Origin of the sequence: Rhizobium sp. BK377, from assembly GCF_014193935.1 — a bacterium.
Lineage (GTDB): Bacteria > Pseudomonadota > Alphaproteobacteria > Rhizobiales > Rhizobiaceae > Rhizobium.
In genome coordinates, this window is record NZ_JACIAC010000001.1 from 1,559,722 (window position 1) to 1,571,932 (window position 12,211).

Consider the following 12,211-nt stretch of genomic DNA (forward strand, 5'->3'; position numbering starts at 1 on the left):
CTGTTCCTCAGGCTCGCTTGAACTGCTGGTAGATGCGCACCATCGCCGGGCGGAACATATATTCCAGAGCGCCGGCAAACAGGATCACCAGACCCTGAATGACGAGGATCATCTCGCGGGTGATGTTGGGCATTTCGAAGGAGATCCAGTCACCGCCCTGATAGAGGACGCCGAAGAGGATCGCCGCAAAGATGATGCCGAGCGGATGGTTTCGTCCCATCAGTGACACGGCGATGCCGACGAAGCCGGCACCACCGACGAACTCCACCTGCAGGCGTGCCGACGAGCCCATGACGGGGTTCAGCGCCATCATGCCGGCGAGCGCGCCAGAGAGCAGCATGGCGATGATGATGATGCGCGCACGGGGCGTGCCGGCGTAATCGGCAGCCGTCGGGCTGATGCCCAGCGTGCGCATATCGAAGCCGAGCTTGCTGCGCCAGACCAGCACCCAGACGAACCAGGCGGCAAACAGGGCGATGATGAAGGAGACGTTGAAGGGCGCTGCACCGAGCTTGGCTCCGAACAGGCTCATGATCCAGCCGAGCTTCGGAAGCTGTCCGCCTTCGAGGAAGGTGCGGGTTTCCGGCGCCATCTTGCCCGGCACGATCAGCACATGCACCAGCAGATAGACCATGAGGGCTGCGGCGATATAGTTGAACATGATCGTCGTGATGACGATATGGCTGCCGCGCTTGGCCTGCAGGAAGGCGGGGATGAAAGCCCAGGCCGCCCCGAAGAGACCGGCGCCGATGACGGCGATCGGCATGGTCACATACCAGGGCACATATTTGTCGAGCGCCAGCGCCACCAGCGCACAGCCAAGCCCGCCAATATAGGCCTGGCCTTCCGAGCCGATGTTGAAAAGGCCGGCATGGATGGCGACGGCGACCGAAAGGCCGGTGAAGATGAAGCTCGTGGCATAGTAGAGCGTGAAGCCGATGCCTTCGCCGCTGCCGAAGGCGCCTTCGATGAGCAGCGAGAGGGCGGCCAGCGGGCTTTCGCCGATCAGCCAGACGACGAAGCCTGAGATCAGGAAGGCGACGATCAGGTTCAAAAGAGGGATCAGACCGTAATTGATCCATCTCGGGAGTGTTGCGGAAGCAGTGCTCATTCAGGCCTCACGCGGCAATGCCGGCCATCATCAGGCCGAGGGTCTGTTCACCGGCATCGGGCGCCTTCTCGCCGACGACATGGCCGGCGAACATGACAAGGATACGGTCGGAAAGGGCGCGGATTTCATCGAGTTCGACGGAGACGAGCAGGATGGCCTTGCCCGCATCGCGCATCTCGATGATCCGGCGATGGATGAATTCGATGGCGCCGATATCGACGCCGCGGGTCGGCTGGCCGATGATCAGCATCTTCGGGTCGCGCTCGATCTCGCGGGCGACGACGATCTTCTGCTGGTTGCCGCCGGAGAAATTCGCCGTCTTCAGGCGCGGGTTCGGCGGGCGGATGTCGTATTTCTCGATCTTCTCCATCGCGTCCTTGCGGATGGCATCGAGATCGAGCAGCGGACCACGGCTGTATTCAGGACGGTGGTGATAGCCGAGCACGGCATTTTCATATTCCTCGAATTTCAGGACCAGGCCCATATGATGACGGTCTTCGGGAATATGCGCCAGGCCGAGCTCGCGAAGCCGCGCCGGATCGGCCTTGTCGATCGGCTGGCCGTCGAGCAGGATTTCGCCTGACGCCGGCTTGCGGATGCCCGCGATCGCCTCCAGCAGTTCCGACTGGCCGTTGCCCGCGACCCCGGCAATGCCGACGATCTCGCCGGCGCGGACATCGAAGGAGACGTTGTCGACCATCGTCACGCCTCTGTTGTCCTTGACCGTCAGGTTGCGGACGGAGAGCACGACATCGGCGGGTTTCGCCTCGCCCTTCTGGACGCGCAGGAGCACGCGGCGGCCGACCATGAGTTCGGCGAGCTCTTCGACCGTGGTCTCGCTGGTCTTGCGGGTGGCGACCATCTCGCCGCGGCGCATGACGGACACGGTATCGGTGATCGCCATGATTTCGCGCAGCTTGTGGGTGATGAGAATGACCGTCTTGCCCTGGTCGCGCAGCACGCCAAGGATACGGAAGAGGTGATCGGCTTCGGCCGGGGTCAGCACGCCCGTCGGCTCGTCGAGGATCAGGATCTCGGCGCCGCGATACATGGCTTTGAGGATTTCCACGCGCTGCTGCAGGCCGACCGGGAGCTGCTCGATCAGCGCGTCCGGGTTGACCTCCAGGCCATACTCGGTTTCCAGCCGCTTGAGTTCGGCGCGGGAGGAAGCAACGCCCCGTGCCAGCAATGCGCCGCCTTCGGCGCCGAGCATGACGTTTTCGAGGACGGTGAAATTATCGACCAGCATGAAATGCTGGTGCACCATGCCGATGCCGGCTGCGATGGCGGCCTGGCTGTCCCGGATGGTGATGGGCTGGCCGTTGACGCGGATCTCGCCGCTGTCGGCCTGGTAAAAACCGTAGATGATGGACATCAGGGTCGATTTGCCAGCGCCGTTTTCCCCGATAATGCCATGGATCGAGCCCTTGGCGACGGTCAGGTTGATGTCCTTGTTGGCGTGAACGGCGCCGAATTTCTTGTCGATGCCGACAAGTTCGATAGCAGGCTGGTCTGTCACAGCAGGCTCCAAATAAGAAAAGGGCGTATGGCGAAAATCCTTGTCCGCCATACGCCCGATCTCAGTTACGACTCACTTCGGGCAGGCATTGTCCGTGGTGTAATCGTGGACCTTGACGGTGCCCGCAATGATGTCGGCCTTGGCCTTGTCGACGGCAGCCTGCATTTCCGGCGTGATCAGCGGCTTGTTGTTGTCGTCCATGGCGGCGGCAACGCCGTCTTCCTTGACGCCGAGAGACTGGACACCGGCCGTGAACTTGTCGTTCTTAGTGTCGTTATAGGCGTTGTAGACGGCGAGATCGACGCGCTTGACCATCGAGGTCAGGACGGAACCGGGATGCAGGTGGTTCTGGTTGGAATCGACGCCGATCGACAGCTTCTTGTTGTCGGCTGCCGTCTGCAGGACGCCGAGACCGGTCGCACCGGCTGCCGCGTAAACGACATCGGCACCCTGGTCGATCTGGTTCTTGGTGAGCTCGCCGCCGCGAACCGGGTCGTTCCAGGCTGCACCGGTCGTGCCGGTCATGTTCTGGAAGACTTCGATATCGGCCTTGGCAGCGCGTGCGCCCTGCTCGTAGCCGCATTCGAACTTGCGGATCAGCGGAATGTCCATGCCGCCGACGAAGCCGACCTTGCCGGTCTTCGACGCCATGCCGGCGAGAATGCCGACGAGATAGGAGCCTTCCTCTTCCTTGTAGAGGACGGAGCGGACATTCGGCTTATCGACGACGGAGTCGACGATGATGAACTTGGTATCGGGGAATTCAGCTGCAACCTTCTCGACAGCCGAGGTCCAGGCGAAGGAAACGGCAACGACCGGGTTGAAGCCGCGGCTTGCGAAGTTGCGGATGGCCTGCTCGCCCTGGGTGTCGCCGGTCGGCTCGAAATCGCGGTAGGCGATGCCGGTTTCCTTCTTGAACTTTTCAGCGCCGTTGAAGGCTGCTTCGTTGAAGGACTTATCGAACTTCCCGCCGGTGCCGTAAACGAGAGCCGGCTTGATGTCGGCGGCAAGCGCCGTCGTCGACATCGCTGCCACGGCAAGGAGGGTGAGAAGGGATTTTTTCATGAGTTTGCAGCCCTGTTGTTAAATATTTGTTTGGGGTCCTCCCGCAAGCCTTTTTCAGGCATGTCTGCGGAACCACCGACCTCCCCCCGGAGGCCTGGCTGCGCGCATCCTTGCATGGCTCAACGAAAAATTCACGAGAAATTTTTCGGTTGGTAAAGATTTGCGGTTATTGCCGAAAATCGATCCACGGGTGCTGAATTCTGGGCAAATCGGCCGCGAAAATGCGGATTTTCTGACCAATGTCGTCGCGGCATCCGGGTGCTTATCCTGCCGTTCCGGCAGCTGCCGGTTGCGCCCATCCCCAGCTCCGGCCTGCCTGCTAGGCGGTAAAACGGCCTGCCACCGGCGGCTTCTTGTAGCCGATCATCCACAGGATGAGCGAGACCACCAGCAGCACGGCAAAGGCCGGCTGCAGCATGAGCCATTGAAAGATGAAAGCGTAGAAACGCGGATGGACATAATAGGAGACGGCCGACTGGAGCGCAGAGAGCGTCGAGGGGCTGACCTCCTCCCATGCATCGGAGATCGGGGTTATGACCACTTGCGAGGATGCGACGGACTGAATGGAATCGATGGTTCCGGCAATGACGGCAACTGCCAGCGCAAACAAACTGGCAAGACGCAACAAGAAACGCATCAAATCCTCCGACGACGGGTGTGCCCTGATGTCCGGCGAGCCGCGCCATTTTCTTCCCAGACTAGAGATAGGCTGGGAGCGAGCACGGCGCAATGGACGGCATGCGCGCAGTTTTATCGGAAGAAGTCAAAAAACTGTTAGATTTGGGTTGATCGGCAAAAATTCATCGGTATATATCGCGCCGTTCCGACGATTTGCTCCTCTCCGGTGCGAAACGCAAAATGGACAGGTGGCCGAGTGGTTGAAGGCGCACGCCTGGAACGCGTGTGTACGTGAAAGCGTACCGAGGGTTCGAATCCCTCTCTGTCCGCCATTTTTGTTTTTCACTGATGCGCTGAAAATGGGACATTACTTAGTGCCGGCTCAAGGTCAACGGTTCGATCCCGCTTAGCTCTATCAAATCCCCTTTGATACCTAGCCTGGTTTGCGACTGCGGTGCTCAAGTCCAGGTCGGACTATTGTCGAGGGAAGCTGATATCAGGTAGCTACTGCTTCATTTCACCATGATGGCTTGTCGTGGCTCGATCATCGACCATAGTTTTGAGATTTGCCTACATGCGGCTTGTACCGCTCGCATCCGACTTGCGTGATCTTGGGACGAGAACGCAATTCGCTCACCAATTCTTATGTCAGCAACGAAAGACGAATCGCGATCAAAAATTCGGCCTTCTGAAAAAGTCGCTTCAGCCATAGTTTGTCCAAGCGCCAAGATATACCGAGCCATCTCGCGCCTGTGGTCGCCCTTCGCACGTTTGGTTTCTTCGAGTCTGCTTGCTGCTGGATCCGGAGCTTTCTGCGGACGAAAGAAAATTAAGCCGCATCGTTCTCGTTGTTTCGCCGACCCAGATTGTACAAAAAGATCCGGTTGAACGGATATTTCCACGCCTTCGATCTGCATCATTGGCATCCGGTCGCATTCCTCCAATCGAAGTGAGCGGATTCCCAGACCATTCTCGGCATTCATAAAAAGTTTGATTGTCTCGATGCACCGCAGCGATTCCTCTCTCCCTTTTGGAGTGATAGAATCATCTTGTGATTTGCCCTGCAGAACTTGAATGGCGGCTTCTAGGATGCTGATCGGACGGCGCGGATCTGCGCAGTATGCTCGGATAGGCGACAATGCCGCAGAGTGTGGTGTCACAACGGGGGGAGATGCGAACTTGCAATTATGGAGCAGCGTTTCTTGCTGATCAGGTCTCATTATCAAGTATTCAGCCAACGCTGCGGCTGACAGCCGCGGATTTTTGCGCTCTTTTACAGAAGGGTGAAGCCTAATGATTTCTGCCATCGAAGAAGACCTTTCGATCAAGATAGATAATCATCGCACGCTCTGGCTCACGGAGATCTCGCGCCAAACGTTTATGTCTCAAGGCGCAGAATCACTTGAAAGCGATGATGGATTATTCATCGTCCTTGAAGACTTGGCAAACAACACATTCGAGATTCTTGCAAAGGCCGCTTCTCCAATAACAGCAATGGCGCTTTTCGACCTTATAGCCGCGAGCAAAGCTTCCACTTAAGAGTTCCACAGACCGCCGCAATTGCCGTGTGCCGCATAGTTTCGGCCACCCTTCTTTCTTACTGACCTTTCGGTCATGTCAGCATGGTCACTTCACTCAAGTGTATAACATACCTTGAGGATTTGAGACCACCGCCTCTATTCAGATGGGAAATCCTCACGCTAAACTTCACGAAGACGTGGAGATAGGATTCGATGCAGTTCGAATACACCGAGCCTCAGACGGAAATGGAAGCAGCCTTCGGGGGCTTTTTTAGCATCAACCTATTCGGTCCGGTCGAGCAAGGTGATGATGTGCGCTTCGAGCGTTTTCTTGAACGCTCATCACCGCCCCCGAGAACAAATGTCTACATCAATTCAATAGGGGGCCACGTCGAAGCCGCCATGGGAATTGGAAGGCTAATACGAGGCATGTGGTTTTCGACTTCAGTCGGCTCGTACGTATTAGCAAGTGAACGAAATGATGAATGGATTATCCCTCGTAAACTTAACCCGGGCAAGTGCTTCAGCGCAGCGACGCTTGCATTTCTCGGAGGTCGACTAAGGTATTTCAACGCCAACTCTAAATTTGGAGTTCACCAATTCTCATTCAGAAACCCCTCTCCTGAGGATATTGGCAAATCTCAGAGGCTATCAGCGTCCATTGCTAGGTACATCGAAGAGATGGGAATACCCGCCGCCTTTCTAGAGCAGTCAGCACTGACACCGGGCCACGACCTCAGCATCCTAAGCGAAGAAAAGATGCGTGAGTTGAAGGTCATCACCGACGGAGAAACTGCTGTCACTTGGGGCGTGGAGGCACATGAGGGCGTTATGTGGGTGCGAGGTGAACGAGACGCACTCTTTGGGCATGGCAAGGTGATGCTATGTTACTCCAAGGCAGATCGCTTCGCGTTCGCGGCAATGGTCGAGGCTATGGGGAGACAAAGCGAGCTTCTCAATTTTGGACTCGTGGAAATCGTGATCAACGGCGAAGATACACGAATAGACATCACGGATCGCTGCATGAGAGCCCCCCATGGAATTTACATCATGTTCATGGCGAAGCTTTCGGACGAGGAGGCGAAAATCATCGCCTATTCAGCAAGCTTTGGTGTGCACGTCCGTGCGAGTTTGGATGCTGGCATATTTCTGGGCATCGCGGCGGTATCAACCGAGAACGGTGGGAGCGAAAAACTAAAAAGCTTGTATGGTCTCGCTCCGGGCACCTAGATCGCTCTTCGTGCTTCAAACACACATCGATACACTGACGCAGGTTCGAGAGGCGTATATTCCGACCCGCTCGTGGCGAGCATAGAAATCGGCATCCCGCGAAGCCATCCTGCTAGTGTTGTGTGTTTGAGTTCTCTACGCATCTCGCAAGCTGTTCGCGAGGTGCCACTTATCACCGGGGCGGCGTATCCAAAGATCTCGCCATGCGTTGCGCGAGGTATTGTTGGCGGCCATGCTGGCGAATTGCGACGGGGAGCAGGGCTTACCGTCAAAATAAATCTGCTGGTGCCTTACTTCCGCGGTGCTTTCCTTTCCCTTGTAATGAGCTTTGAGCATGGTCCCGTTGGGGAGGAAAACCCGATGCCAGTAATATCCTTTCGTCGGGTCCCCGAAGTGCTCTTCGTCGCGTTGCAGGCTTTCGGCAACCTCATTTGCGTGCGAATCCGACCAGACAACGGCGTCCCCTAGCGTCCGATCAAGATAGTCGCCAACAATATTTGAGATGAGCCCGGCAATGTCGGCACGTCCGTTCGATCGTATCACGATTTCGGAAATGAGGTGCTGCGGGATGGCAATCGAGATGTCAGACATTCAGGTCTCCATTCCTTCACTGCTATTGTAGTGCTATTCTTACTACACCAATGGTCTCGCTGGAGCAAGTCTTGTGAGTCTGTCGTGAAGTCGCCAAGATGCCCCGGACTTGCGATACATAACCACTTTCATTGCCAGCGATACAAAGGGGAACAAGCAATGACCAATTTCAAGGCTGAGGACGAAGCGATCGGGACGATCATCCTGGTGGAGGAGCTGTTTCAATCCCTGGTCAAGGCCGGCATCGTGCCAGCAGCCGTTATGGCTGACGTCGTGCGCGGCGCGGTTGCGAGGCTCGATACGACCGATCATTTCGGCGCGGGTGCGGCTGTGCGCCACTATTTCGAAAGCTGGCTGTCTAAGTAGATAATCTCCGCCGGGTGCATAGGATGCATAGGATGCAGGGGCAGTTTTCGGCGCTTTATAGAAATTGTCAGATTCAGTCCCTGCCATGTCACCATCTGACAATTTCCACACGGCGTATAAAAAATCCTATGCATCCTATGCATCCTATGCAGAGAGGCATCTGAAAACCCCTCATTGGGACCGGGTTTTTTGGTTGACCCCCGTGAAGATTTCGACGAAAGCATCCGCGCAACTTGGCTTCGTCGTGTAGGCAACGTCTTTGCCTCAACTTTTGCCCGCAGTTTGGACTTGCCAAAGAACCGCATTGGCGCGGTTCTTTCCCGCACCGACGATCATTTGTCCATCGACAATCCGCCCACAGTTCTTGCGTAAGAACCCGCTGAACCGCGTCGTATTCAGCTTGCCGTACTCGATGAATTCGCCAAGCGCCTCCACCAGCCCCTCATGCCGGCGGTTACCAACAGGATCGAAGGCTCCTTCGTCCACCATCCTGGCGATATCGGCCGCAGCCCAGGGCTTGCCGACCGGCAGGGCCGCGATGATCGCCGAGGTGCGCTCCTTCTCCGGGTCGTTGTCCCGGATCTTAGCAGCATTGCCCAGCGGATCGGGCAGGCCGAGCCAGACGAGCGCGGAGCGGACGAGGTTGGACCATTGCTCGAAGGAGCCGAGCGCCGGCGAGACCTTGTCGGCCTCATTGGCGACGAAAGCCCGCAGGAGCGTCAGGGCCGATGTGACGATCTCCACCCGCTGGCGGCGCGCATCCTCGACGACGTCGCTCGCAAAGACCCGCTCTTCCGGCCGCTCGACGCCGGCATCGAGATTGATCAGGACCACGCGCCGCGTCAGGTCGCCGGCAAAGCGCAGCCCGTTGCCTGTGGCGCAGAACATGGCCGCCGTTGCCGAATCCAGCGAGAGGGTGTGGCCGAGCGGGCGGATATTGACTTCCTCCTGGGACAGGACCTGGCAAAGGTGATCGGAGCGCAGCGGCACCGACAGATTATCGAGATTGATGAAGCTGTCGCCGTGCAGGAGACGCGACTCGAGCACCTTGCGCAGCTCGCTGTCGTCTCCCGCATGGGAGTTGACCGCCGCGAGCCGGCCGGTCGCGAGAATGGCGGCAACGTCCACCAGCTTCGATTTGCCGGTGCCGGGCGCCGTCGCATTCACCCCGAAGAGCGGCGCGGTCTTCAGGCTGGGGCGGATGATCGCCGTCAGGATCATGGCGAGCGCTGCCGATTCATCGACGCCGCTGACGAAGGGGAAGCTCGCGATAAGCTTCCTGATGCTTTCCAGCGCTGTTACCGCCGCAGCCCTGTCGGGGCATTCGGGGATTTCGGGCCATGTCTTGTCCGATTCGAAGAGTATACCGGATTGCCGGTCGAAACCCTGTGCATTGATGATGGTGCCGTCGCTGCGCATCATCGGCAGGGAAACGATCGCCCTGATCTGCGGGAAAGGCCAGTCGCCGTGTCGCGCAATGATGGATCTCGCGACCAGCGCCGGGCAGGATATATCCCTGTAGCCGAGCTTCCTTCTCTCGTCGGGCTTCAGCCAGAGCACGTGTTTCGACAGGATGTCGATCAATGCAGCCTCATCGGCAGGAACCAGCACCGTCTTTTCCTTCCCCGCAACCCGGACGGCCTGAAATAGGGCCGTATCGCGGGCGTAGAGCCGTGCGCCTGCATCGACCACCAGGCGGCAGGCACTCGTCACCACTTCCGAAAGGTCGGCTTCGTGGAAGACGAGCCTCGGCCGGCCGTCTCCCTCCCTGGTTTGTGAGGGCATGTCGCGGACGACCGCCTTGCGCCGCGATGCGCGGCCCGCACGCTGGGCCGTTACAGGCTTTTCGTCTTCAGCACCCGGCAGAGCGAAGGGGCGTATCGTTTCCTGCATGAAGGCGTCTATCTCCGCTTGCGTCCATCCGTCATCGAGCGCATCGGCGCAGTCCCAGCCGCGGCCTGGAAAAAGGCCGGCGCGCCAGTCTTCGAAACGATAGCATTCGGGCGCGCTTGCGGCATCGGGATCGGCGAAGCCGGCAAGCCGGATGCGCGCCCCAAGGCTCGTCAGCTGCCTTGCGATTTCATTTGCCGCCGCCATGCCCGGGGGATCGAAATCCGGCCATATCAGCACGTCGCGGCCTGAGAGCGGCGACCAATCGGTGTGCTTGACGCCCTGCGTCCCGCCCGCCCAGGAAACGACCGCCCGCCCGCTCGCCATGCTGAGCCTGTCGCGGCACTTCTCGCCCTCGACGATGATCACTTCTTTCTCGCCGATATCCTGCAAACCGTAGAGCGGCCGCGGCTTCGGAAACGGCAAGCGGCACCATGTTTGCGTCCCGTCGGCCAAGCGGGCGAACATGACCATCGGCGTTTCCTTAGCCCCATCGACGAGATCATGGCGCAGCACGTAGCCGAGAAGCGAACCGTCAGCGTTGCGATAGGGAAACACCATCGACGGCGCGAACGAGCCCCATTCGGAGCGCCCGCCCCTGCGCTTGGGATTGTAGAGCCTGACAGGCCGGCCGGCCTGCAACAGATCCGCCGGCGGCGGCAGCGCCGTTATGCCCTCGTAGGGGTCCCGCGCTTTGACCTCTCTCGGCCGGGCATTCGGCCGGCTGCCGATGCCGCCGAGGATGCGGATCGCTTCGGGCAGATCGACACCCTTCACCTCCCGCACGAAATCAAGGACATCGCCTTGCTTGCCGCAGCCGAAGCAATGGAAACGCTCCACTCCATCGTGCGCTATGAAAATCTTGAAGGATGGCGTGTCTTCGGCATGGAAGGGGCAGCAGGTTTCGAGTTCTCGTCCGTTGCGGCTGAGCTTGTGGCCGTATTGCGTGACGGTGGAAGACAGCGACACGTCCCGCCGAAGACGTGCGATATCGTTCGTTTCGACCGAGGATGGGTGTGGATGTGTTCGTGACATGAAATTTTCCGTGTGAGCTAAACGCTTGATTCTTTTGCCGGGGGCGTTTGATGCGTCGCCCGTGGCCCCCTCATCCGACCCTTCGGACCACCTTCTCCCCGCTGGGGAGAAGGGGACGAGCCGCGACGCCTGTTCCCCCTTCTCCCCTCGGGGAGAAGGTGCCCGAAGGGCGGATGAGGGGGCCACAGAAGCAAGGCCAGCCATCGAAACACGATCTCGGGCTCCTCGGTGGCGCCAGCGAGCAGCACGGCGCCGCCATGGGCCCTAGTCCGAAACCCGGACGTTCCGGTCGACGAAATGCTTGATATCGGCGGGGCGGAACAGCGTGCGGGAACCGAGTTTCACGAAGGGAAGCCGGCCGGCCTTCATTTGCCGGTAAATGCTGGCGCGGCTGATGCCGGTCGCCTGCGTGACTTGCCCGATGTTCAGCAAAATTCTCGGGATGACTTCCATGGTTTCTCTCCACGTCCTGACGTCTCTGACCGTATCCGTAGAGGCAGATGGTTGCCGGGATGAAGTCGCGCCGATGCGGCAGGGGATCTCCTTTGGCACAGCGCACATCGGCGGTTGCCCGAGGCAGCCCCATGCCCGCCATTTTCCCGAAGACACCAAAAATGGATCGCGATGGCGCGCGCTTGCCCCCGCTCCCGGTAAGGTTTGGCAAAGCAGAATGCGGTTACGATCCGATGTGGCGCGATCGGGAGCGAGAGGGGTGGCAAGGGCTGCTGCCCGCCGGGACGCGACCATCCGGGGACCTGACATGAAGACACTCATCATCGCCGCCGCCTTCGCGGCATTCCTGCCTGTGATTGCCCAGGCGGAAACGCTGGAATTTCCAAGCGACGATCCGGTCGCGACCGTCACTATTCCCGACAGCTGGGGGCCGAAGGAGACGGAGACCGGCATCGACGCGACGTCCGAGGATTCGGCGATCTATCTTTCGATCGACGTTGCCGACGCAAAGACGAGCGACAAGGTCATCGACGAGGCCTTCGCCTTCCTGCAGAAAAATGGCGTCACCATCGACGAGAAGACCCAGAAGGAGTCCGATTCCGAGATCAACGGCATGACGATGAAGACCTTCGACTGGGACGGCACCGACAAGGAAGGCCCCGTCAATATCGGCGTCGCCGTGCTCTCGCCCAGTGAAGACAAGCTGCTTTTGATCACCTATTGGGGCACCAAGGGCAAGCAGGACGCCCATGACGACGATTTGATCGCCATCATCAGTTCGCTGAAGCCGGCCGGCTGAGCTTGAGACGATGC

General features: G+C 58.9%; 12 protein-coding genes and 1 tRNA gene. 5 read left to right on the forward strand and 8 right to left on the reverse strand.

Annotation, left to right across the window (positions count from 1 at the left end):
• Nucleotides 1–7: 7 nt before the first annotated feature.
• The 4 genes from FHT92_RS07755 to FHT92_RS07770 form a co-directional block, all read right to left on the reverse strand.
• Entirely contained in the window at nt 8–1,111 is a 1,104-nt protein-coding gene (locus FHT92_RS07755; RefSeq protein ID WP_183823596.1) for an ABC transporter permease, read from the reverse strand.
• 7 nt (nt 1,112–1,118) lie between these two features.
• Complete coding sequence (locus FHT92_RS07760) at nt 1,119–2,630, reverse strand: ABC transporter ATP-binding protein (RefSeq protein ID WP_183823598.1); 1,512 nt, start codon at nt 2,628–2,630, stop codon at nt 1,119–1,121.
• Between the two features lie 72 nt (nt 2,631–2,702).
• A complete protein-coding gene (locus FHT92_RS07765) occupies nt 2,703–3,695 on the reverse strand; it encodes a BMP family protein (protein ID WP_183745684.1) in 993 nt (330 codons plus the stop codon).
• A gap of 319 nt (nt 3,696–4,014) precedes the next feature.
• Nucleotides 4,015–4,332 (reverse strand): hypothetical protein, encoded by a 318-nt coding sequence (locus tag FHT92_RS07770; RefSeq protein WP_183745682.1) that lies wholly within the window; start codon nt 4,330–4,332, stop codon nt 4,015–4,017.
• Between the two features lie 223 nt (nt 4,333–4,555).
• Here FHT92_RS07770 and FHT92_RS07775 point away from each other — a divergent pair.
• Nucleotides 4,556–4,645, forward strand: a tRNA-Ser gene (locus FHT92_RS07775).
• A gap of 180 nt (nt 4,646–4,825) precedes the next feature.
• Here the strand turns inward: FHT92_RS07775 and FHT92_RS07780 are convergent.
• Nucleotides 4,826–5,620, reverse strand: a complete 795-nt coding sequence (locus FHT92_RS07780; RefSeq protein ID WP_183823600.1) for a hypothetical protein — start codon at nt 5,618–5,620, stop codon at nt 4,826–4,828.
• Between FHT92_RS07780 and FHT92_RS07785 the strand changes: the two genes are divergently transcribed.
• Both FHT92_RS07785 and FHT92_RS07790 read left to right on the forward strand, forming a co-directional pair.
• Nucleotides 5,607–5,852, forward strand: coding sequence for a hypothetical protein (locus FHT92_RS07785; protein ID WP_183823602.1), 246 nt, complete (start codon nt 5,607–5,609; stop codon nt 5,850–5,852). The two genes, FHT92_RS07780 and FHT92_RS07785, sit on opposite strands and share 14 nt — an antisense overlap.
• 194 nt (nt 5,853–6,046) lie before the next feature.
• Nucleotides 6,047–7,063, forward strand: coding sequence for a hypothetical protein (locus tag FHT92_RS07790; RefSeq protein ID WP_246735143.1), 1,017 nt, complete (start codon nt 6,047–6,049; stop codon nt 7,061–7,063).
• 135 nt (nt 7,064–7,198) lie between these two features.
• On the opposite strand, the gene FHT92_RS07795 is transcribed toward FHT92_RS07790, so the two are convergent.
• Nucleotides 7,199–7,654 carry a hypothetical protein gene (locus FHT92_RS07795; RefSeq protein ID WP_183823604.1) on the reverse strand — a complete coding sequence of 152 codons (456 nt, stop codon included), beginning with the start codon at nt 7,652–7,654 and terminating at the stop codon, nt 7,199–7,201.
• Nucleotides 7,655–7,813: 159 nt separating this feature from the next.
• Between FHT92_RS07795 and FHT92_RS07800 the strand changes: the two genes are divergently transcribed.
• Nucleotides 7,814–8,020 carry a hypothetical protein gene (locus FHT92_RS07800; RefSeq protein WP_183823606.1) on the forward strand — a complete coding sequence of 69 codons (207 nt, stop codon included), beginning with the start codon at nt 7,814–7,816 and terminating at the stop codon, nt 8,018–8,020.
• Between the two features lie 264 nt (nt 8,021–8,284).
• Here FHT92_RS07800 and FHT92_RS07805 read toward each other — a convergent pair whose 3' ends face one another.
• A complete protein-coding gene (locus tag FHT92_RS07805; protein WP_183823608.1) occupies nt 8,285–10,945 on the reverse strand; it encodes a CHC2 zinc finger domain-containing protein in 2,661 nt (886 codons plus the stop codon).
• Nucleotides 10,946–11,209: 264 nt separating this feature from the next.
• A complete protein-coding gene (locus FHT92_RS07810; RefSeq protein WP_183823610.1) occupies nt 11,210–11,398 on the reverse strand; it encodes a helix-turn-helix transcriptional regulator in 189 nt (62 codons plus the stop codon).
• 307 nt (nt 11,399–11,705) lie between these two features.
• Between FHT92_RS07810 and FHT92_RS07815 the strand changes: the two genes are divergently transcribed.
• Nucleotides 11,706–12,197, forward strand: a complete 492-nt coding sequence (locus tag FHT92_RS07815) for a histidine kinase (RefSeq protein ID WP_183823612.1) — start codon at nt 11,706–11,708, stop codon at nt 12,195–12,197.
• Nucleotides 12,198–12,211: the final 14 nt, after the last annotated feature.

Excerpts from the sequence above, each read along its gene's own strand:
- FHT92_RS07815 (WP_183823612.1), top strand. The coding sequence starts at position 11,706 with ATGAAGACACTCATCATCGCCGCCGCCTTCGCGGCATTCCTGCCTGTG.
- FHT92_RS07805 (WP_183823608.1), bottom strand. The coding sequence starts at position 10,945 with ATGTCACGAACACATCCACACCCATCCTCGGTCGAAACGAACGATATC.
- FHT92_RS07785 (WP_183823602.1), top strand. The coding sequence starts at position 5,607 with ATGATTTCTGCCATCGAAGAAGACCTTTCGATCAAGATAGATAATCAT.
- FHT92_RS07780 (WP_183823600.1), bottom strand. The coding sequence starts at position 5,620 with ATGGCAGAAATCATTAGGCTTCACCCTTCTGTAAAAGAGCGCAAAAAT.
- FHT92_RS07765 (WP_183745684.1), bottom strand. The coding sequence starts at position 3,695 with ATGAAAAAATCCCTTCTCACCCTCCTTGCCGTGGCAGCGATGTCGACG.
- FHT92_RS07810 (WP_183823610.1), bottom strand. The coding sequence starts at position 11,398 with ATGGAAGTCATCCCGAGAATTTTGCTGAACATCGGGCAAGTCACGCAG.
- FHT92_RS07770 (WP_183745682.1), bottom strand. The coding sequence starts at position 4,332 with ATGCGTTTCTTGTTGCGTCTTGCCAGTTTGTTTGCGCTGGCAGTTGCC.
- FHT92_RS07755 (WP_183823596.1), bottom strand. The coding sequence starts at position 1,111 with ATGAGCACTGCTTCCGCAACACTCCCGAGATGGATCAATTACGGTCTG.
- FHT92_RS07800 (WP_183823606.1), top strand. The coding sequence starts at position 7,814 with ATGACCAATTTCAAGGCTGAGGACGAAGCGATCGGGACGATCATCCTG.
- FHT92_RS07790 (WP_246735143.1), top strand. The coding sequence starts at position 6,047 with ATGCAGTTCGAATACACCGAGCCTCAGACGGAAATGGAAGCAGCCTTC.
- FHT92_RS07795 (WP_183823604.1), bottom strand. The coding sequence starts at position 7,654 with ATGTCTGACATCTCGATTGCCATCCCGCAGCACCTCATTTCCGAAATC.